19 protein-coding genes and 6 tRNA genes are annotated in these 22,215 nt (G+C 35.7%); 23 read left to right on the top strand and 2 right to left on the bottom strand.

From position 1 onward, the window contains the following. Positions 1-47 precede the first annotated feature (47 nt). The 3 genes from C8N37_RS03295 to C8N37_RS03285 all read left to right on the top strand — a co-directional run bounded on the left by C8N37_RS03295 (position 48) and on the right by C8N37_RS03285 (position 2,963). On the top strand, positions 48-989 hold the full coding sequence (locus C8N37_RS03295) for an ABC transporter ATP-binding protein (RefSeq protein WP_108157528.1): 942 nt from the start codon (positions 48-50) through the stop codon (positions 987-989). Next, complete coding sequence (locus C8N37_RS03290) at positions 982-2,289, top strand: ABC transporter permease (RefSeq protein WP_108157527.1); 1,308 nt, start codon at positions 982-984, stop codon at positions 2,287-2,289. Before C8N37_RS03295 ends, C8N37_RS03290 begins: the two co-directional genes overlap by 8 nt. 233 nt (positions 2,290-2,522) lie before the next feature. Beyond that, entirely contained in the window at positions 2,523-2,963 is a 441-nt protein-coding gene (locus C8N37_RS03285) for a nuclear transport factor 2 family protein (RefSeq protein ID WP_108157526.1), read from the top strand. Positions 2,964-3,036: 73 nt separating this feature from the next. Here C8N37_RS03285 and mnmA read toward each other — a convergent pair whose 3' ends face one another. Next, positions 3,037-4,128: a tRNA 2-thiouridine(34) synthase MnmA gene (gene mnmA / locus C8N37_RS03280; RefSeq protein ID WP_108157525.1), complete on the bottom strand. Its 1,092-nt coding sequence runs from the start codon at positions 4,126-4,128 to the stop codon at positions 3,037-3,039. Between the two features lie 188 nt (positions 4,129-4,316). Between mnmA and C8N37_RS03275 the strand changes: the two genes are divergently transcribed. The 6 genes from C8N37_RS03275 (at position 4,317) to C8N37_RS03250 (ending at position 5,844) form a co-directional block, all read left to right on the top strand. Next, a tRNA-Phe gene (locus tag C8N37_RS03275) sits at positions 4,317-4,392 on the top strand. A 38-nt stretch (positions 4,393-4,430) separates the two neighbouring features. After that, positions 4,431-4,506 (top strand) — tRNA-Phe (locus C8N37_RS03270). A 37-nt stretch (positions 4,507-4,543) separates the two neighbouring features. Continuing rightward, a tRNA-Phe gene (locus tag C8N37_RS03265) sits at positions 4,544-4,619 on the top strand. A 37-nt stretch (positions 4,620-4,656) separates the two neighbouring features. Further along, positions 4,657-4,729, top strand: a tRNA-Phe gene (locus C8N37_RS03260). 149 nt (positions 4,730-4,878) lie between these two features. Continuing rightward, the gene (locus C8N37_RS03255) at positions 4,879-5,457 is read left to right on the top strand and encodes a hypothetical protein (protein WP_108157524.1); all 579 of its coding nucleotides are present in this window, start codon (positions 4,879-4,881) and stop codon (positions 5,455-5,457) included. A 313-nt stretch (positions 5,458-5,770) separates the two neighbouring features. Continuing rightward, positions 5,771-5,844, top strand: a tRNA-Arg gene (locus C8N37_RS03250). Positions 5,845-5,884: 40 nt separating this feature from the next. On the opposite strand, the gene C8N37_RS03245 is transcribed toward C8N37_RS03250, so the two are convergent. Next, positions 5,885-6,451 carry an NADPH-dependent FMN reductase gene (locus tag C8N37_RS03245; protein WP_108157523.1) on the bottom strand — a complete coding sequence of 189 codons (567 nt, stop codon included), beginning with the start codon at positions 6,449-6,451 and terminating at the stop codon, positions 5,885-5,887. Between the two features lie 281 nt (positions 6,452-6,732). Between C8N37_RS03245 and C8N37_RS03240 the strand changes: the two genes are divergently transcribed. The 14 genes from C8N37_RS03240 to C8N37_RS03175 all read left to right on the top strand — a co-directional run bounded on the left by C8N37_RS03240 (position 6,733) and on the right by C8N37_RS03175 (position 22,082). After that, a tRNA-Ser gene (locus C8N37_RS03240) sits at positions 6,733-6,820 on the top strand. Positions 6,821-7,633: 813 nt separating this feature from the next. Further along, a complete protein-coding gene (locus C8N37_RS03235; protein ID WP_108157522.1) occupies positions 7,634-7,933 on the top strand; it encodes an antibiotic biosynthesis monooxygenase family protein in 300 nt (99 codons plus the stop codon). Next, positions 7,930-8,268: a n-acetylglutamate synthase gene (locus tag C8N37_RS03230; protein WP_108157521.1), complete on the top strand. Its 339-nt coding sequence runs from the start codon at positions 7,930-7,932 to the stop codon at positions 8,266-8,268. Before C8N37_RS03235 ends, C8N37_RS03230 begins: the two co-directional genes overlap by 4 nt. 24 nt (positions 8,269-8,292) lie before the next feature. Then, positions 8,293-8,646, top strand: a complete 354-nt coding sequence (locus C8N37_RS03225) for a DUF4180 domain-containing protein (protein WP_108157520.1) — start codon at positions 8,293-8,295, stop codon at positions 8,644-8,646. A 219-nt stretch (positions 8,647-8,865) separates the two neighbouring features. Next, positions 8,866-9,267 (top strand): hypothetical protein, encoded by a 402-nt coding sequence (locus C8N37_RS03220; protein WP_108157519.1) that lies wholly within the window; start codon positions 8,866-8,868, stop codon positions 9,265-9,267. Positions 9,268-9,384: 117 nt separating this feature from the next. Next, positions 9,385-10,773 carry a TolC family protein gene (locus tag C8N37_RS03215; protein WP_108157518.1) on the top strand — a complete coding sequence of 463 codons (1,389 nt, stop codon included), beginning with the start codon at positions 9,385-9,387 and terminating at the stop codon, positions 10,771-10,773. A 9-nt stretch (positions 10,774-10,782) separates the two neighbouring features. Further along, a complete protein-coding gene (locus tag C8N37_RS03210) occupies positions 10,783-13,950 on the top strand; it encodes an efflux RND transporter permease subunit (protein ID WP_108157517.1) in 3,168 nt (1,055 codons plus the stop codon). Positions 13,951-13,970: 20 nt separating this feature from the next. Further along, entirely contained in the window at positions 13,971-15,074 is a 1,104-nt protein-coding gene (locus C8N37_RS03205) for an efflux RND transporter periplasmic adaptor subunit (RefSeq protein ID WP_108157516.1), read from the top strand. An 8-nt stretch (positions 15,075-15,082) separates the two neighbouring features. Continuing rightward, on the top strand, positions 15,083-15,649 hold the full coding sequence (locus C8N37_RS03200; protein WP_108157515.1) for a TlpA family protein disulfide reductase: 567 nt from the start codon (positions 15,083-15,085) through the stop codon (positions 15,647-15,649). Positions 15,650-16,116: 467 nt separating this feature from the next. After that, positions 16,117-17,268 (top strand): porin, encoded by a 1,152-nt coding sequence (locus C8N37_RS03195; RefSeq protein ID WP_108157514.1) that lies wholly within the window; start codon positions 16,117-16,119, stop codon positions 17,266-17,268. Between the two features lie 19 nt (positions 17,269-17,287). Next, complete coding sequence (locus C8N37_RS03190; RefSeq protein ID WP_108157513.1) at positions 17,288-18,718, top strand: anion permease; 1,431 nt, start codon at positions 17,288-17,290, stop codon at positions 18,716-18,718. A 10-nt stretch (positions 18,719-18,728) separates the two neighbouring features. After that, the gene (locus C8N37_RS03185; RefSeq protein ID WP_108157512.1) at positions 18,729-19,382 is read left to right on the top strand and encodes a succinate dehydrogenase cytochrome b subunit; all 654 of its coding nucleotides are present in this window, start codon (positions 18,729-18,731) and stop codon (positions 19,380-19,382) included. A 23-nt stretch (positions 19,383-19,405) separates the two neighbouring features. Next, the gene (locus tag C8N37_RS03180) at positions 19,406-21,319 is read left to right on the top strand and encodes a fumarate reductase/succinate dehydrogenase flavoprotein subunit (protein WP_108157511.1); all 1,914 of its coding nucleotides are present in this window, start codon (positions 19,406-19,408) and stop codon (positions 21,317-21,319) included. A 16-nt stretch (positions 21,320-21,335) separates the two neighbouring features. Continuing rightward, complete coding sequence (locus C8N37_RS03175) at positions 21,336-22,082, top strand: succinate dehydrogenase/fumarate reductase iron-sulfur subunit (RefSeq protein WP_108157777.1); 747 nt, start codon at positions 21,336-21,338, stop codon at positions 22,080-22,082. The last annotated feature ends 133 nt before the right edge of the window (positions 22,083-22,215 follow it).

Below are 22,215 nucleotides of genomic sequence, written 5' to 3'. Positions count from 1 at the left end.
CAGCCGTTACAGAACATATAGTACATAAGAATTAACCAAAATAAAACATGCTTTTAGAAATCAAAAATGTCGTAAAAGACTATGCGAGTCATAGAGCCTTGGATCATGTATCTCTCAGTATTCCAAGAGGAAAAATATTTGGACTATTAGGTCCGAATGGCGCAGGAAAAACATCATTGATCAGAATCATCAATCAAATAACAGGTCCAGATTCTGGAGAAATTATTTTCGATGGTGAACCATTAGCACCTAAACATATTGAACGTATAGGTTATCTTCCTGAGGAAAGAGGGCTTTATAAGAAGATGAAAATAGGTGAACAAATGCTTTACTTAGCGCAGTTAAAAGGCCTGAATAAGAAAGAAGCAAATAATCGAATTAATTACTGGTTTGAAAAACTTGACATTTTGTCATGGTGGGATAAACGAGTAGAAGATCTCAGTAAAGGCATGCAACAAAAAGTACAATTTATCGCTACTGTACTTCATGAACCTGATCTTATTATCTTAGACGAGCCGTTCTCTGGATTTGACCCAGTCAATGCTAACCTAATCAAAGATGAAATCATCGAATTGAACAAAAAAGGGGCTACAATCATCTTTTCGACCCATCGTATGGAATCTGTTGAAGAACTTTGCGATCATATTGCATTGATAAACCGCTCGCAGAAAATACTAGATGGCAATATTAAGGACATTAAAAACAAATATAAAAATCAGACCTATAAAATCGAATTACATTCCTTAACAGATGAAAAATCGATTCGTATAGAAAATCTATATCAATTAAAAAACTTAGAACAAATTGAAAACAAAACAAATATAACGATCAAGTTAAACCAAGACATTAGTATAAATCAAGTATTACAAAGTCTACTACCATTAGCCGAGATCCATCAAGTATTAGAAATCGTTCCATCTATTAATGACATTTTCATCGAGCAGGTTACCCTATCCAATAATTCTAAAAAAGAAATCGATCATGCATAAAATATTACTCATCATCCAACGCGAATACTTCTCCCGCGTTAAAAAGAAATCATTCCTATTGATGACATTTCTGGTTCCCCTATTTTTCATCGCTTTATATGGTGGAATATTTTATTTGACAAAGAAAAGTTTCAAAGATGCCCATGCTCATATTTACATTCTGGATCAACACGGTGACTTTGCTCCGCAATTGAAAAGCGACCCCAACATTACGTTCACTGTAAGTAACCGCCCCCTAAGAGATTTGAAAATACAAATCAAAGACGATGAACAAAACAGCTCGATACTGGTTATTCCAAAGAATATCTACCAAAACTCTGCTATTGAGCTCATTTCTGCTGATAAAGCAAATATAACAATCCAAAATTCCATCGCTCGTCAGCTCGAAGGCATCATTCGACTAACAGAATACAAGAAGCTGGGTATTGACCCTCAGGTATTAGTCTCTGTACAACCACATATAAACGTCAATGCCAAAGAACTGACTGAAGATGGCGAAGAGAAAAATAGTAACACAGGTATTGCTATGGGTATCGGTGTAGGGCTAGCAATACTAGTTTACCTTTCGCTATTTCTTTATGGTGTTCAAGTGATGCGAGGTGTCATTGAAGAAAAAAGCAACCGTATCATCGAAGTCATTATCTCATCAGTCAAACCTTTTCAGTTAATGATGGGCAAAATCATCGGTATTGGTATGGTCGGACTTACGCAATTCCTACTTTGGATTATACTGACAGGTGGATTAATCTTTTTAGCTACTAATCTTCTGAATAAAGAAACTGTAGAACAGGCTGCAATGCAGCAAGGTGGTATGCCGGCTATGCAGCAAACACCAAACTCTGGATTTGGTTTTGGCATCTTGCAACATCTTGAGTCAGTTAATGTCACAGAGATCATTATTTGTTTCTTCCTATTCTTCCTAGCAGGCTATTTACTTTACAGCGCTATCTTTGCAGCAGTCGGTTCGGCTGTAGATAGTGAGACAGAAGCCAATCAATTCACTATGCCCATCACCATGCCATTATTGCTAACTTATGTGTTATCTTTTGGTGTCATTATTAACGATCCCAATGGTCCTATAGCAACTTGGTTAAGCTTCATACCCTTTACCTCCCCTATTGCTATGTTAGTACGTATACCATTTGGAGTTCCGACTTGGCAGATTGCTGTGTCATTGATCATTTTGATTTTTACTTTCTTGCTTGTAACTTGGTTAGCAGCCAAAATATACCGAGTTGGTATTCTGATTTATGGTAAAAAAGCAAATTATAAAGAAATTATGAAGTGGATGAAATATTAGTCCACTTCAGCCTATAATAAAACAGTTCTTTTTCCATCAAAAAGAACTGTTTTATACCCAAAAAATATTTACCGAGCCTTTTTCAATTGTAGTTTCGATTTACCGAGACCTTCCCCCCTTTTACCGAGTTTACCAGATCATTTACCTGATTGCCATTCATACTTTTAGTTGACGTATCTACTTTTGATTTAACAAATAGAAAAACTTTAATCAAAAATCTAAAACTAAAAACCATGAAAAATTCATTTAACTCGATCTTTATCGTATTTGCACTAATAGGAGCTCTTGTAGCTTTGACAACGAATAGTTTTGCAAAGGATAAAAAAAATAAAAACACAAATGCCATAACTGTCATTGATCACTACATCCAGATCACAACTGAAGGTAATACCGAAGGTATCCAACATTTATTTTCCAAAGATTTTAAGTGGACGCAATCCTCAAATGCAAAAACAAAAACATATAATAAAGCAGATCTAGTCGCCTACCTAAAATCAAACAAAGGACTTATTCAAAATTGTAAAACGAACTATAGCATTGTTGAAAAGAATGACAACTGTGTCATAGCGAGAATAGAGATGAAATACGATACATTTACAAAAGTTGAATGTATTACCTTATGTAATGAGAATCAAGAATGGAAAATAAATCAAATCATCGAGTCTTACAAATAGCAGAGAGCAATATCAACGAAAAAAGGTCTTAAAACTAAATTTAAGACCTTTCTTTATTTTAATTTATACTTTTCTATTTCATTAAGAATCCACCACCGATCAAATCATTGCCTTCATAAAAAACAGCAGATTGTCCAGGAGCAATTCCTTTTACATTATGGACAAAGTCAATCTTAACCATCTCTCCTTCTTGCGAGATGGTTGATAAAGCTCCAGCATCTTTATAGCGTACTTTCGAGATCGCTTCCATCGGTTGATCCAATGAAGCATATTTCACCAAATTGACATTGCGCACATAAGCGAATGATTTTTCCAATTCGTGCTCTTCACCTAAAACCACCGTATTACTTTCTGGAAGTATTTCGACTACAAACATGGGTTTACCCAATGCAATTCCCAAACCTTTACGCTGCCCAATAGTAAAGTAAGGATAACCGATATGCTGACCTACTACTGTACCATCTGTCAATATAAAGTTACCTTGACCAATTTGTTGATCTAATGTTGGTACTTTATGTCTCAAAAAAGCACGGTAGTCATTATCTGGTACAAAACAGATTTCATAGCTTTCCGCTTTATTAGCGAGCTCAACCTGTCCCATATCCAAAGCCATTTGGCGTATTTCCTTTTTCGTAAATGATCCTAATGGAAATTGAGTTCGTGCCAAGTTCTCTTGTGCCACTCCCCAAAGTACATATGACTGATCTTTATTTTCATCTTTACCTTTCGAAATCACATAACGGTTATTATCGTGAAGGCGAATATTGGCATAGTGTCCCGTAGCAATAAACTCACAGTCCAATTTATTAGCACGCTTCATTAACGCCTCCCACTTGATATGGGTATTACACAATACACAAGGATTTGGCGTACGGCCGGCAATATATTCCTCTACAAAGTTATCAATAACAAAATCGCCAAACTCATCTCTAATATCCAATATATAATGTGGAAAACCATAATTGACCGCCAATGAACGTGCATCGTTGATACTATCCAAGCTACAACATCCAGTTTCCTTAGACGAACCACCAGAAGCTGCGTAGTCCCAAGTCTTCATCGTGATCCCTATGACTTCATATCCTTGTTCATGAAGCATGACAGCCGCTACCGAACTGTCAACACCCCCACTCATAGCAACTAATACTCTTCCTCTTTTACTCATTTTGTTTTATTGAAATGCAAAGATAGGCTATTTCAAATTTTAACGTGTTAATTTCTTGTAAATTTTATCTGTATCTAAATCAAGTCTTTCAAAAAAATACATGAAATAAATGGGTGAAAAATTTTAGAATTCGAATTATCGGGGTATATTTGCATCGCATTCAAAGTTAAACGTGAATGCAAGAAGAAGGTGCCATAGCTCAGTTGGTAGAGCAAAGGACTGAAAATCCTTGTGTCGCTGGTTCGAATCCAGCTGGCACCACCAAATCTGAAAGTAACAGATTCAAAAATAAAAACTTGGAAGGTGCCATAGCTCAGTCGGTAGAGCAAAGGACTGAAAATCCTTGTGTCGCTGGTTCGAATCCAGCTGGCACCACCAAATCTGAAAGTAACAGATTCAAAATAAAAACTTGGAAGGTGCCATAGCTCAGTCGGTAGAGCAAAGGACTGAAAATCCTTGTGTCGCTGGTTCGAATCCAGCTGGCACCACCAAATCTGAAAGTAACAGATTCAAAATAAAAACTTGGAAGGTGCCATAGCTCAGTCGGTAGAGCAAAGGACTGAAAATCCTTGTGTCGCTGGTTCGAATCCAGCTGGCACCACATCAATAGCTTTAACATGCATGTTAAAGCTATTTTTTTATACTTACCCCGCTTCAGTAACAAATTGATTATTTATACATACTATTCTACTCACGGTAATATTTTTTTGTAACTTCAAAGTTTAATATTTTTTCATAAAAAAAACTTAAATGCTACGAATATCCAGCATCCTATTTTTTTCTTTTTTAATCCTAAGTAGTGCCTGTAACAACTATACTGGAAGTACAATAGCGTCTGTAATAAAATCACCTTTTGATGGACACTATGTTTATCCCATATTATCTTGGGCAGGAAAAAATCCAGCAGAAATAGGCTGCATCATCGAAAAACATTTTGATTATCGAGATTCCATATTTAATTGCGACCATAACAACTATATTAATAAAGGTGACCCATGTGTATTAACCGATGCCTATTATGAGGGCATACAATTTCCATCGGCATTGACATCTAAAATTTCCCCATTAATTAAGGATATCGGTCTTAGTTTTGAAAACGGCAGTTTACAAGAGATAGTCGTCACCTTTAAAGATAGTATTGCAAAGAATAAATTGGAAGAACTATTCCAATTACCAAAGGATAAAGTAAAGCTCCCAGAGGATATCATGCGGATTGATTATGGTGATAACATCTATTCAAGTGATAAACCAGTTGATACAAATTACACCAAATGGCTAACCATTACCGCATTCGAACATATAAGTGTTCCAGATATGGATTGTGAATAAGTCTACTGAATAGCTAATAAAAATTAGTGAGGAATAATTTTTTCTCAAAATCAAAACAAAATTATTAAGATGATATACTGTAACATCTGTCATATCCGTTGAAATTATCAAGTTTTAATGAAAAAGATATACTTTGTAACTATCAACTCCATTAAAATCAGCTCAGATCACAGCAATCCACATTTTTTAGTTCATATACTCCAAAATTAATCAGCTTGAAAAGCAAGTACTTAATGTTTTTGATTAAAAAAAAAGCACTTAAGTTTTGGAAATATAGATCATTTAAGTACTTTTGCATCACCGAAAGGGAAACGCGCTCATAGCTCAGCTGGATAGAGCATCGGTTTTCTAAACCGACGGTCTCAGGTTCGAATCCTGATGGGCGTACTTAAAATCCTCTTTACAAAAGTAAAGAGGATTTTTTGCTTTACACTTTTTTCTCTTCTATATTCTTTTCAATCCACGATTCAAATTTAATAAGGAAAGAATTTAGAAAGTCTCGAGTAGATGTATCTTTTAATGTACCTGATTCATCAAATAAATTGGCTGCATGACTTAGATAGGCTTCTGGTTGCTGTAAAGTAGGCATATCTAAAAAAACTAAAGATTGACGAAGATGATGATTAGCTCCAAAAGCACCTAATCCCCCCGCTGTACAGCTGATAATAGCAGCTGGTTTTCCAGCCCATACACTTTTACCGTAAGGTCTTGATCCCACATCCAATGCATTTTTAAGTACAGCCGGAACTGACCTATTATATTCAGGAGTAATAAACAATACAGCATCATAAGATGGTAGCACATCCCTAAAATATTGCCATGACTGGGGTACATCTTTTTCCAAATCTTCATTATATAAAGGTAGATCTCCGATTTCAATATTTTCAAAATGCATACCTTCAACATTTAACTCACGAATAGCCCTAGCAATTTTTTTGTTAAATGATTCTTTTCTTAAACTACCAACAACGAGTGCAACTTTAAATGATTTCATACGAATAAACTTTTAATTTATAACATATGATCTCAAAATTTGTTTTTTTAACCTATAAACGAAAATAAGACAAAGTATACTTTACTCCATGATCATCATTCTTTTTTGAACATTAAAATTTCATGTTTCTTATTGAACACATCTTTAACTCCCATCTAAAATCATACAATAATTAAAATTAAAACCCTTAATACCAATAAAATCCCCTTTTATCTCCCACTAAAGTGATTATATTTTCAAAATAAATTTGGTAGCAATGTTAAAATTCGTACTTTTGTCGCGGAGAGCTGGCAGAGTGGTCGAATGCGGCAGTCTTGAAAACTGTTGACTGTCATAGGTCCGGGGGTTCGAATCCCTCGCTCTCCGCCAAAAACAATAAAAGCCCAAAGTAACTTGGGCTTTTATTGTTTATAGACTTTTGTGCGAGCCCTCAAACGAAAAAACATAAAATAAAAGAACTAAGCAAAGCAAATGGCTTTATCTTATCATGAAGCTTAACTCTTAATGAGATCAAGAAATAATCCCTTGCTCTCCACACAAACCTTCATCTTTAGATGAGTTTTTTTACAATATCTTTTTATTTTTGATTCTTTGATTCCAAAATATAGACAGTAATTGCAGATTAAGAGCAGAAAATTTGGGTATAATTCGGATATGATCATTTTTTAAGATTTATTATTTTCAAATAGAACCAATCGATAACTGTAAAAACAATTTAATCAATTAAAACTTAAAAGCAGAAAAAGATTTACAAACAACAATTGATTTAAATAAACCCATTAATTCAATATCGTATCCAACCTATAGCCTACCAGCTAGTAACTAGCTTTTAACTCTGGTATCATTGCACAGTCTATGCAATGACTTTACAACAGCTAGTAATCTTCAAAGACAGGTAAAAGCAGGCACCAATAAGGTTCAAAAGAAAAATATAGATACCATAAAATGATATGGAAATAGACCTCGTCTGGTTCGACTCAGTTATTGCACAGACGAATAATTACAGGCTAAAGCATCCTCAATTAAGGATAGAATTCAAGGAGTATAATAGCGTGAATGATTTTTTAAGATTATTTCTTAAATTGCAGCTATGAGCAGGAGATGATGAACCTGAACTTTTGTGCAATTTTGAATTAGCTAAGATGAGCTATTGTATTTTGAAGTTATACCAAAAATATTCCCATGATAATAGAATTAGCCATATTAAATGTAAAAAAAGGTAAGCAAAAAGCATTTGAGAATGATTTTCTCGAGGCGAGCCAATACATATCATCTATTGAAGGATATTTAGCCCATTCTTTGAAAAAATGTATTGAAATAGAGAATCAATACCTTCTTTTAGTGGAATGGAATTCTATTGAAGCCCATGAAGTCGGGTTCCGTAAATCTCCGCAATACTTAAAGTGGAAAACATTGCTGCATGATTATTATGATCCTTTCCCTCAAGTACTACATTATGAAGATATAACACAAAAAGTATGATCAATTATCATAATAAATCCTTTTCTGCGATAGCCAATAGTGAAAATGGAGAAACATCATCTGAAACGGTATTTCATTATAAACAAATGGACAATATTTTAATGGCTCACTACACGGGAGGCAAAATTATTAGTGGTCAATTGATCGGAATAGTGAATGAGCTTGGAGAGATAGATATGCGGTATCATCAAGTAAATACAGAAGGGAAATTAATGACAGGTATTTGTAAATCTAAGCCTAAAATCTTATCAAATGGAAAAATAAGGCTATATGAAGAATGGCAATGGACATCAGGAGATTTATCTAGTGGGCATTCCATTATAGAAGAACTGTAGACTATGCCACATACAACATAAATTATGAATATTAATATCCATCATGTCACTGGTAATAAAGTTGCAGAAGTAACTTCAGAAAATACAATTATGAAAAATTTAGAAGATGCCCTAGAATTAATAGGTAATCTTTACTATCAGGATATATCTAAAGTAATCGTCTATGAAAAGAATTTAATTCCAGATTTTTTTGATCTGCAGAATAAATTTGCAGGAGATGTATTACAAAAATTTTCAAATTATCGTATACAACTTATTTTTATTGGTGATTTTTCAAAATACAATTCTAGAAGTATGAGCGGTTTTATTTTTGAAAGCAACAAAGGAAAACAAATAAACTTTGTAAAGACCAGAGATGAAGCCTTTTCCATACTTTGAGAATAAACATCATCAAGAGATGCTAAAAAAACTCAGCATATAAAACTCGTAATATGAGTCGTACTTCATATCATCACTAATTAATAATGGTATTCGTTCATAAAACAGACTAAAATTCTTCCTATAAAAGTTATGGCTTAAGCAACAAACCTGTTAGAAAACAAAAAACAATAGGCAATATTTGCTGACTCATATAAAAAGCCCTAGATTTACGAAGATATGAACTACTGTAGACTAGATATAACAAAAAAAATTCATCGCATCTTATTTATCGTTGCCACGATTTTTTTTGTGCTTTCTACCTCCTGTGCAGTAAAAAGTAGTATCAAAAGTTGGGCTGATATCCAAAGCAGTACAGCTCAAGCCCCGATAAAAAACGGAAATCTATTTTCGGGTAGCAATACGTATAATTGTACCAGTGCTGAAATCACAAATACACAGATATCACAAACTATTTCTTTCCAGGCGAGTGATTATGCACCAACAGTTTTATTTACCGTTGCATTTATGCTGCTGTTTAGCATTACTCTTCGCAGCCTGCAAGTACATCCACATTATGTAAACTTGAAGATATCAAGTTCCATACCCATTTTTATTCGAGTTCGTAATCTCCAAATATAATATTCCTTTTTACCTATCTGTACTCCTATTGATCATCACTTTTTAATAGGCAAAACTTCTATTTTATTCAAGATATACCGTTGATATACCAACGGTCTCATAATAATTATAATCACTATGATGAAACACATGGTGGCAACTACATATGTATGGTTTGCCATTGCGTCCTTATCACCAATATACGGACAGCAACAAATCGATAATACACTCGGCAATTTATGGAAGCAAGTGGAAGAAAATTATCCCGGAATAGGGGTTAAAAAAAGTATAGCACATGCTGCCCAGTTAAAAGCTAAGGCTATAAAGACCAATAGTCTTCCACAACTAAAAACACAACTACAAAGTACTTTCGGGACATATGAAGGTAATGCAGGAGCTTTTTTTCCACAACCCGGTTTTTTTAATGTTAGTGGTAATTCAACTGCATTAGAAGATAGCCGATTGGCCGCAAATAATTTCGCATCTGCTACTATAGAATTGGAATTGTTCACCTTCGGTAGAATTAAAAACGAAAATGAAGCAGCACAGATGTTATTTCAGAAAAAAGTCAGTGAGCAAAAGTCATACATTCTTAACCTCAAAAAAGTACTATCGGAACGCTATATCACATTGCTTTATCATAACGCAAAATTAGATTTATCAGAGAAAAACACAGAACGCTTAAACGATATCCGCAAGATCAGTTCAAGTCTAGCCTTATCCGGTCTTAAACCTGCAGCTGACAGTCTCTTAGCGTCCTCTTCTTATATGCAGGCTATAGGTGAGTATGACCATTGGATGGGTAATAAGCATTCCTCTTACATCAAACTGCAAGAATTATATGGCAGAGAAGATCTGAATTACAGATCTTCTATTCATCGCTTTTCTAATCCGAAGGAAAAATATCATCTACATGCTGATCAAGGCATATCAAATACACATCCGGCATTAGTTACATTAGACAAGCAAGCACAATATTACGCCCATAGCGGAGAAGCACAAAAAAAAGCATCCATGCCATCGTTGAAATTATTAGGTGGTTATGCATATCGTGGAACAGGGGTTAATACCAGTGGAAAAACTTCAAATGCATGGCAAGATGGATTTAAAAATAGCACCAACAATCTGTTGGTTGGAATAGGATTAACCTGGAATATAACGAGCCTATATACAAATCGATTTAGAGGAGAAGGCTTATTTAAAGAAGCTGAAAGCACTAAGCTGTTACAAATACAATATCAGCAAGCCATGCTAGCTGACCTATCGGCATCTCAAACAAAAAGCATCTGGCAATATAAACAAATCCAGAAATCCCAAATTGCTGTTAAACAAGCTCAAGATGCTTATCTCATGTATCTCGCCCGATATAAGAGTGGATTGATCACGCTGAGTGAATTATTACAAATCCGCAATTTATTAGAACAAGCTGAAAATAATCATATCGAAGCTTCTCTTTCCTACTGGATATTACTAGCTCATGAATCAGAGCTAACTGCCGATTTCGATTATCTTTTTAATAACCTTTAATACATAGCCATGAATTTAATTAGATTTGCACTTAGGAAACCCATTACTATCATGGTGGCCGTCATTACGATCGCTTTTTTTTCCTACAGTACAATAAAAAAAATAAATGTAGATATCTTCCCGGAAGTTGAACTACCTGCTATGTATATCGCTATGCCTTATGGAGGTTTATCTCCAGCCTACATGGATGGATTTATGGCAAATGAATTTCAGAAGGTACTCCTATTTGTAAGCGGTGTCAAAAACATAGACTTTAAAAGTGTACAAGGGCTAAGCCTGATGAAACTGACCTTTTATCCAGGCACCAACATGGCACAAGTGGCTGGTGAGGTTTCAACATCAGTTTCAAGAGCCATGGGTTTTCTACCTGCAGGAGCAGTACCTCCTATGGTCGTACGCTTTGATGGAAGTTCACTTCCTGTCGGGCAATTGGTATTTGAAAGTGACAAGCTCTCAATCAATGAAATACAGACTCTTGTCCTGACGAAGATTAGGCCTATGTTTGTCGACATTCCTGGAATCACTGCTCCTGCACCATTTGGAGGTAGCACGCGTTCTATAGTGATCGATATTGATCCCCAAGCCATGCAAGCAAATGGTCTGAATCCAGAAGACATTACCATAGCCATTACAAAAAGTAGCATTCCATCTCCTGCGGGAAACATCCGTATCGCAGATGAAAATTTAATGGCTCCGATTAACTCAATTGTCAAAAATCCGGAGGAATTTTTAAACACTCCTATTAGAACAACAGACAATCGAACCATTTATGTTCGTGATGTAGCCTCAGTATCTGACGCTGCGGATCAGACAGTAGGTTATGCTTTGGTCAACGGAAAGCGCTCTGTGTACTTGCCCATTATTAAAAAAGCTGATGCTTCGACACTTGATGCTGTAAATAATTTAAAATCATCAATGGATCTGTTAAAAAACCAACTTCCTGAAGATGTAAATATCCGTTATGAATTTGATCAGTCAAAATATATAGAACGATCATTAACAAATCTAATACATGAAGGTATATTGGGAGCCATATTTACCGGATTGATGATCTTCTTATTCCTAGGTGATAGTCGGGGGGCAATTATCGTGGTACTTACTATCCCAATTGCTATTCTTTCAGCTGTTATGGTGCTATACTACTTTGGTCAAACAATCAATATCATGACATTGAGTGGCCTAGCATTATCGATCGGTATCCTTGTTGATGAAGCCACGGTCACTATTGAGAATATACACCAGCATATGGAAATGAAAAAAGGTAAACAAAGAGCTATTCTCGATGCATTACTTGAAATTTCTGTTCCTAAATTGTTAATTCTACTTTGTATCCTTGCTGTGTTAACACCTGCTTTTATCATGACCGGTATTCCTAGAGACATGTTTATTCCTCTCTCTATGGCTGTAGCGTTTGCTATGATTGCCTCTTTTATAGCTTCTCAAACCTTCGTTCCGATATTGGCCATTTGGCTTATGAAAGATAAGTATCAAGAGATAAGGAAAACACCAAGAAAAAGAGTATTTTTTGAAAAATTCAGCCTAAACTATTCGTATAGGATAAGGAAATGGTCTACCCAATCATTGCCCCTTTTTATAATGTACACCTTATGCACTGGAGCTACAACTGGATTATTATTGAACTTTGTTGGTACTGATGTGATGCCTATTTCCAATAGTGGCGACTTTCAGATCCGTATCCAAGCACCCCAAGGGAGTAGAATTGAAAAAACAGAACAAATTGTCAAAGCAATTACAGAGGATATCAAAGTGAAGATTCCTGACAATGGAATTACGATCACATCAGCTTTTGTTGGGATGCATCCAGCAACATCCCCAATCAACCCTATTTTTCTGTTTACCAGTGCTTCTCATGAAGCGGTATTGCAAGTATCCGTTAATCAGGATATTTATAAAAATTCCATGGAGGATCTCAAAGAGGAAATAAGAAAAAACATAAACGAAAGGTACCCACAAGTACAACTAAATTTTGAACCGATGGAGCTGACTGAAAAAATAATGGGACAAGGGGCCATGACTCCGATTGAAGTGAAAGTCGGAGCTGGGCAACTAATGGCTGCAAGTGCATATGCATCAAAAATTGAATCCAATTTAAAAGAAATATCATATTTAAGAGATGTACGCATCGCGGAATCACTGGAATATCCTACAATGGAAATTGAAGTCAATCGTGATCTTGCGGGTCAGTTTGGTTTAACCATGCAAGACGTCACACGAAGTTTGATTGCTGCTACATCCTCTACTCGATTTACAGATAAAAATCTATGGATAGATCCTAAATCAGGACTTGTTTTTCAAGTTCAGGTACAAATTCCCGAGCATATCATGTCATCAGAAGAAATGCTCAAGTCGCTTCCGTTAAAAAAAGGAAATCTTCGTCCACTACTGGAAGATGTTGCAACAGTGCGCAGAGTGACTTCCCCAGCACAAGTAAACCGAAAAGGTCCTAATCGTTATGTCACCATTATAGCCAATGTGTACAATAAGGATTTGGGTACAGCTTCTACTGCCGTAAAAAAAGCAATCAATGATGTAGGACAACCTCCTCGGGGTATCAATGTATGGACAGAAGGAACAATGCAGCTGCTGGATGACACATTAGGGAGCCTATTGACCGGATTAGCAGTAGCAATCATCGCTATTTTCTTGATGCTATCTGGTTATTACCAATCTTTTAAAGTACCATTGATTATTTTATCTGTTATTCCTGCAGTGATTACCGGAAGTCTGATTTTACTTTTTTTATCCAACAGTACACTTAATTTACAATCCTATATGGGAATAATTATGTCCATTGGTGTATCAGTATCCAATGCTGTATTGCTCGTTAATCAAGCCGAATATTATAGAAAAAATATGGCTTTGAAACCAGTAAATGCAGCAAGACTAGCAGCAGCATCCCGTTTAAGACCTATATTAATGACTGCTGCTGCCATGCTAGCTGGTATGTTACCGATGGCAATAGGGATTGGCGACGGAGCAGAACAAGTTGCACCATTAGGTAGAGCTGTTATTGGTGGGCTTGTTGCATCTACCCTCGCGATTCTGCTTCTATTACCACACTTTTTCTCATCCCTCATGTCCAAAACAGCTAATATCAGTCCATCTCTAGATCCTGATGATGAGGAAAGCCAATTTTTTTCTAATCAAACGAGATAATTCATTTAAACTATACGATCATGTCCCCTACAATTTCAACATATAAAATTACAAGATTGACCCTTGCACTTGCCTTATCAATTCCACTTACGGCATGCTTACAGCAAGAAAATCAGGTGAATAAGGAAGCAAAAAAAACGGAAAAAAGAATAAATCATCCAACAGCATCAGTACAATTTATCCATCCAGAATACGAAATTTCTATTCCTGCGGAACTAAAACCCTATGAGCAAGTAGCAGTATTTGCAAAAGTATCAGGATTTGTAAAACAGCTATATGTAGATCGCGGAGATCATGTACGCAAAGGACAGCTATTAGCGGTATTAGAAGCTCCCGAAATGAATCAGCGTTATTTATCTGACAAAGCTACAGAACAGAAAATCTACAGTGATTATCTTTTTGCTCAGCAAGCATATGATCGCTTAAAAGATGCTTCAACAACATCGGGTGCCGTAGCAGCAATTGAATTAGACAGGGCTAAAAGTAATGTTGAAAGTGCAAGAGCTTCTTTCGAAGCTTCTAAAGCAAGTACTTCGCATACGTCACAATTACAGCAATATCTACGTATCACTGCTCCTTTCGATGGCGTGATCACGGAAAGAAATGTATCTATAGGCGCATTGGCGGGCTCGTCGTCCAATCAATCTCTATTTATAATTGCACAAGAAAATAAATTACGCTTAACCCTATCTCTTCCAGAAAAACATGCTGCATCCGTACAACAAGGTGTACGAGCCAATTTTACCGTAAGTTCTCAACCTGGAAAAATATTTGAGACAACACTTTCACGTACATCTGGACTGTTGGCTCAACATGATCGATCATTAACACTAGAATTTGATGTAAATAATATATCAGGAGAGTTACAAGGAGGAGATTATGCTCAAGTCAAACTCATGTTAAAACGTAAGCAACCGTCAACTTGGGTACCTAAAAAAAGTATTCTGACTACACAGAGTGGCACATTTATCCTTATATTAGACAATCAGGAAATTAAACGTATTCCTATCAAAGAAGGCATATATTTGGATACTTTAACAGAAGTATTTGGTCAAGTTTCGGCAGATAGTCAAATCATACTGAAACCATCGGAAGAAATTAAAGAAGGTATAATAAACAAATAGAAATAAATATGATAACCCATTTAAATAAAAAAATGATCGGCATGTTCCTGGTTGTAACCAGTATTACTGCTGTATCCTGCAATTCGCAAACTAAAGACAATCCAAATTCACAAGCAGTCGAAACAACTGTTGACAGTGCTGCAACAAGTCCAACATCCCAAGCTAATGAGGTTTCCTTTATAGATGAAAATGGAAAAGATATTACGTTAAGTTCATTAAAAGGTAAAGTGGTATTTATTAACTTTTGGGCTACATGGTGTCCCCCATGTATTCATGAAATGCCATCTATAAATTCTTTAAAACAATCTTTTAAAGAAAACAATGAAATTATCTTTTTAATGGTAGATGTTGATGGTATGATGGATAAATCGAAAGCATTCATGGCTGAAAATAAATATGATTTACAAGTCTATGCACCCCATGGTGAAATACCATCTGAGTTCTTAGGAAACGCTATTCCAACGACAGTAATCCTTAATAAAAAGGGAGAACTGGTAGATCGACTGGAAGGTGGGCGCGACTATGCTGATCCAGCAATTAAAAAGTCTTTGGATAAACTCATTCAAATCAATTAATATGACCTGTCAAAAAAGGATTTAAAATATACTTGAGATAAAAAAGACATCAAGCCTTCGTCATAAACTGACGAAGGCTTTTTTTAGATTTCATCCGAAATCCTTGTACGATAAAATCTCTGTGCAAGCATGATGTTACTTAATAATATTGCTCATTTGAGATTAAACAGATTATCCCATCACAAAATTGATGTTAAAAGCTTTTCGTCTCTCTTCACCTAAACAACAGTATATTACTTTTTCATTGAAGTACTTTTTCAATAAGCAACTTGAACCAATCATTTAACTTAAAAAAATATTGAATTATTATATTTTTTCCTTTTTTATTTAGATTTAACTCCTTACTTTTATTATATGAGCAAAAAAAAAGAATTGCTTATTAATAACCAACTATACAATTACATTTGGAGTATAAATTAAAATTTATATCAATCAATACCTTGTTCTTTTCACATTATTTTTTTTATATGAAAAAACTTTTACCTTTTGTAATAAGTGTCATGATCAGTTTTATACTTTTAAAAAGTCACGCTGTTCGAGCCCAGGTACCAGATAGTACACAAGGAAAAATTTTGGATAGTTATCCTAAATTTCAATTCAAAGGACTTTTTCAAGGACGATTTACCACAAGTCTTAAAAAAAATGTTGATGTAGAAGGCCTTCATCATACAGATCAGAAGGGTACCAACAACTCCTTTTCTCTTAAATATATGCGAGCACAAGTGAAAGGACAAATCAGTAAAAGAGTAGAAGTTGTAGCTTTAGCCAACTTCGCAGATTTTAAAAATGACCCCAAAACACGAGTTTTAGAAAACGCTTATCTGAGATATAGCTTTAATCCTAAGGTTGCTATTACTGTAGGGCAGTTCAGGCCTTGGTTCGGACTAGAAGAAACATACCCAGTGGATATTATAAAATCATTAGAATGGTCAAATCAATATACAGAGTTTGGTAAAAATGGTTGGACAAGCTTTCAGATAGGAGCCTCTGTTGGCGGAACACTACCTATTGGTACCATACCTATGCGGTATGCTGTTTCTGTAGTTAATGGAAATGGAAAAAATCAGGTTTCGGACAAGGATAATGGTAAACAATTTTTAACGCGTATTGTGTTTGATCTTTCCAAAAAACATGATTTTAGCATAGGATTAAACGGGGGGGCGGGTACCGTATTTAAAAGAAATGTACACGCTTTAGCATTTGATATATCATCCAAATTTCAACTTGCTCAAAAGTGGAACATGGATTTTCAAATAGAGGCAAAACAAGCGATTAATCACAATTTATATTTCAGTCTTGAACAAGCAAATCGACTAGAAAACATATATCAATATCAAATGCGAGGGGCTTATTTCTTACCCAATATGCGTTATGAAATTGATTATAAAAACCTAAAAGCTATTGAATTTTCATGCAGGTACGAATATTTAGATACTGATTTTAGGCAAAATTCCAATCCAAGACAATCTATAGTACCCATGATCAGTTTAGAATTCTTAAAAAATTACGGTGCTAGAATACAAATGGGTATGCAGATCGACTATTATAAACATCAATTCGAAAGTTCAAACAAATACAATGGCAATTTGTTCATTTTACAAGTTCAAAGTCGATTGTAACCTAACTAACATACATATTATGAAAGAAGTGGACATGAAAAAAATGGGTATCACCTTTGCTTTCGCATTGATTATTTGGTTTATACCGGTACCACATGGTGTATCGCCCGAAGCTTGGCACCTATTTGCAATTTTTGCAGCAACCATATTAGGTATTATCCTAAAAGCAGCACCTATGGGAACCATGTGTATGCTAGCTATAGGATTTACAGCTTTAACACAAGTATTAGCACCAGGTAATCCCGCCCTATCTATTACCAAATCATTAAGTGGTTTTGGTGACAAAGTAATCTGGCTTATTGGTATTTCATTTTTTATAGCTAGAGGCTTTATCAAAACAGGTTTAGGAAATAGAATTGCGTTTATATTTATCAAAATTTTCGGAAAGAGTTCATTGGGCTTAGCTTATGGACTAGGTCTTGCAGATGTTTGCCTTGCTCCCGCTATACCAAGCAATACGGCTCGAGGTGGAGGTATCATCTACCCCATTATGAAATCTATGGCAATCAGCTTTGGTTCACTCCCAGAAGACCCGAATACACATCGAAAAATTGGCGCCTATTTAACTTTAAATAGTTATTATATGAATCTCATTGCCTCATCAATGTTTCTTACCGGAACAGCAAGTAATCCGATGTGTCAGAAATTTGCAGCAGATTTAGGAATTAATATAACATGGATGTCTTGGGCAGCTGCAGGATTTGTTCCTGGACTTGTTGCATTTATTCTAGTGCCACTAGTCTTGTACAAATTATATCCACCTGAATTAAAAAAAACAGCTGATGCCCCCAAAATGGCAAGGGAAAAACTAAAAGAAATGGGAGCAATTAAAACAAACGAATGGTTGATGTTACTTGCCTTTTTCATTCTATTGAGTTTATGGATTTTCGGTGGTTCGTTGTCCATAGATGCCACGACAACCGCTTTTATAGGACTCACACTTTTGCTGCTCACTTCCGTACTCACTTGGGAAGATGTCAAATCTGAAAAAGGCGCTTGGGATACGATCGTTTGGTTTGCAGTGTTGGTCATGATGGCTAGCTCCCTAAATGAGCTAGGATTTATAGGATGGTTTAGCGATTTAATTAAAACCCAAATCGGGGGTCTTAATTGGATTATTGCATTTCCTGTAATTATTTTAGTCTACTTCTACAGTCACTATATTTTCGCAAGTGCGACAGCTCATGTTGCCGCAATGTATGCTGCTATGTTAGGTGTAGGGGTTTCTTTAGGCATACCAGGTATGCTACTCGCAATGATGCTTGGGTTTGTTGGTTCAATATATGGTGTTCTGACTCACTATGGACATGGCCCCGCCCCCGTTTATTTCGGAAGTGGATATGTAGACCTTAAATCATGGTGGGTAAAAGGTTTTGAAATTGGTGTTTTATTACTTGTGATCTACATGGCAATTGGTGGTCTGTGGATGAAAATAATCGGTTACTATTAATTCTTTGCTTATGTTGACAACGCTATCTCGAAAATTGCTGATGTGTTTTACAGGTCTATTTCTTTGTTTTTTCTTAATCATTCACTTTTTAGGAAACTTACAATTATTTCTTCCTGCCGAACAAGCACATACCCAATTTAATGCATATTCTCATTTTTTATCAGGCAATATCGTTATTAAAATAGTATCGTATGTCTTATATACCAGCATCATATTACATGCATTAGATGCAGTCGTGATCACCATTAAAAATAGAAGATCAGGAAAAAAATACCATTGCGATCAAAGACAGCGGGCCAGCAAATGGTATAGTCGCAATATGGGTGTTTTAGGTACAATTATCTTAATATTCTTAGTCATTCATTTTCAAAATTTTTGGTATATCTATAAATTTGGCACCCCCCCAATAGACAGTAATGGCAATAAAGATCTCTACATATTGGTGGTCACCACTTTTAGAGAATGGTGGTATGTGGTGATTTATGTATTATCTATGGTCGCATTGTGCTATCATTTAATACATGGTGTACATAGCGCTATTCGTACCTTAGGGCTTTTCCATCCCAAATATGTAAAATGGATAAGAAATTGTGGTATCGCTTATTCCGTCATCATAAGTGTAGGATTTGCAATGATGCCCATCTACATTTACTTTACACAATAGGTTAACCTTCATATTTTAAGAACATGAATTTAGAAGCAAAAATCCCAGAAGGTTCTTTGGAAAAAAAATGGGAGAACTATAAAAAAAACGCCAAATTGGTCAATCCTGCAAATCGCAAAAAATTAGATGTCATTGTCATTGGAACTGGGCTAGCTGGAAGTTCCCTCGCTGCATCATTAGGAGAAATGGGCTATAATATCAAATCCTTTTGCTTCCAAGACAGCCCTAGACGTGCACATTCTGTCGCTGCACAAGGAGGTGTTAATGCGGCAAAAAATTATAAGAATGATGGTGACAGTGTGTATCGTATGTTTGTTGATACACTAAAAGGTGGTGATTTTCGTGCTCGCGAAGCAAATGTTTACCGTATGGCCGAATGTTCACTTAATCTAATTGACCAAGCAGTGGCTCAGGGAGTACCCTTTGGTCGTGAATATGGTGGCTATTTAAATAATCGCTCTTTTGGTGGGGTGCAGGTAAGCCGTACCTTTTATTCACGAGGACAGACAGGACAACAATTGTTATTAGGTTCTTATCAAGCGCTTATGCGTCAGGTAGGAAAAAAAAGTGTCGCTTTATATAGTAGACATGAAATGTTAGATTTAGTAGTTATTGAGGGGAAAGCACGAGGTGTAATTATAAGAAATCTCGACACCGGTCAAATCGAACGGCATGCAGCACATGCAGTGATATTGGCAACGGGTGGCTATGGTAAAATATACTATCTTTCTACCTTAGCAATGGGATGTAATGGTTCTGCCATCTGGAGAGCCCATAAAAAAGGGGCTTTAATGGCTAGTCCAAGCTGGATTCAAATTCATCCTACTTCATTACCGCAATCTGGAGATTACCAATCCAAATTAACGCTGATGTCTGAATCATTGCGAAACGATGGAAGAATCTGGGTACCGAGTAAAGAAAATGAACAACGATCTGCCAATGAGATTCCCGAACAGGAAAGAGACTATTACCTAGAGCGTAGATATCCAGCTTTTGGAAACCTTGCCCCAAGAGACATCTCGTCTCGTGCAGCAAAGGAAAGGATTGATGCTGGCTTTGGAATTGGACCATTAAAAAATGCAGTTTATCTTGATTTTGCTAAAGCAATTAAAGAACAAGGGATCGAGAAGATTAAAGAAAAGTATGGTAACTTATTCGATATGTATGAAAAAATTACCGGTTACAATGCATATGAAGTACCGATGATGATTTCTCCTTCCGCACACTTCTCAATGGGCGGTCTTTGGGTAGATTACGAACTGATGACCACAATTCCTGGATTATTTGCCTTAGGTGAAGCTAATTTTGCAGATCATGGGGCTAACCGCTTAGGTGCAAATTCACTCTTGCAGGCTTCTGTAGATGGATATTTTATAGCACCTTATACGATTGCAAATTATTTATCAGGGGATATCCATACAGGAAAAATATCGACAGATCATATTGAGTTCGAAAAAGCTGAACAAGAGGTAAGAGCACAATTGCATCGATTCAGCAATAGCAAAGGAGATAAAACGGTAGATTATTATCATAAAACACTTGGTAAAATATTGTATGACTATTGCGGACTCGTTCGAAATGCAAATGGTTTAAAATTTGCAATCTCTGAAATAAGAAAATTAAGAGAAGAATTTCATAAATATGTTCATATTCCAGGAACTGAGGCAACCATGAACACCGAAATAGAAAAAGCAGGGAGAGTTGCAGACTATTTGGAAATTGGTGAACTGATGTGTTATGATGCAATTACAAGAAATGAGTCTTGTGGAGCACATTTCCGTGAAGAATATCAAACAACAGAGGGTGAAGCCAAACGAAATGATGAGGAATATCAATTTATTTCTGCTTGGGAATGGAATAATAATGAAATACCCCTATTGCATAAAGAGCCCCTATCCTTTGAAGTGATTCAACCAATTGTACGTAGTTATAAATAATACTAAAATTCAAGCTATGAAGTTACAACTGAAAATATGGAGGCAAGAAGGTAAAAACACTGAAGGCAAACTCGTAGATTATACATTAGAAAATCTCAATCCACATATGTCTTTTCTCGAAATGTTGGATACCCTCAATGAGAAACTCATATTGTCCAATGACACACCAGTAGAATTCGATCACGATTGCCGTGAAGGAATTTGTGGTCAATGTGGTATAATGATTAATGGAATTGCACACGGTCCTCTTAAAAATACAACGACCTGTCAATTACATTTGAGATCTTTTAAAGATGGAGAAATTATTATTATTGAACCATTTAGATCAGAAGCTTTTCCTGTTAAAAAAGATTTAAAAGTAGATCGCTCTGCATTTGATCGCATTATTTCCTCTGGTGGGTTTGTATCTATCAATACAGGACAGGCACCAGAGGCACTCACCATACCGATTACACATGAAATAACAGAAGCTGCATTTGATTCGGCAGCTTGTATTGGTTGTGGTGCTTGCGTTGCCACTTGTAAAAATGGAAGTGCAGCACTTTTTACTTCTGCCAAAATCAATCATATGGTATTACTTCCGCAGGGTAAAGAAGAACGTCTATCACGTGTGATTGATATGGTACATCAAATGGATAAAGAACTTTTTGGGCATTGTACAAACACTGAAGCTTGTGAAGTAGAGTGCCCTCAAAGTATTTCGGTTCTAAACATTGCGCGAATGAACTATGAATATAATCGTGCGCATATTTTAAAAAAGTAGATCAATAAGATGCCAATTAAAAATATGCCACCTTTGAAATCAATCAAATATGAAGTCAACAAAAAAATAGGTTGCACTTAAAAAAGTGCAACCTATTTTTTCTTATTATCCTTTACAAGGATATTTTATACTT

It is taken from the genome of Sphingobacterium faecium (genome assembly GCF_003054045.1).
Taxonomy (GTDB): Bacteria; Bacteroidota; Bacteroidia; order Sphingobacteriales; family Sphingobacteriaceae; genus Sphingobacterium; species Sphingobacterium faecium.
This window is presented reverse-complemented; position numbering and strand designations above follow the sequence as displayed.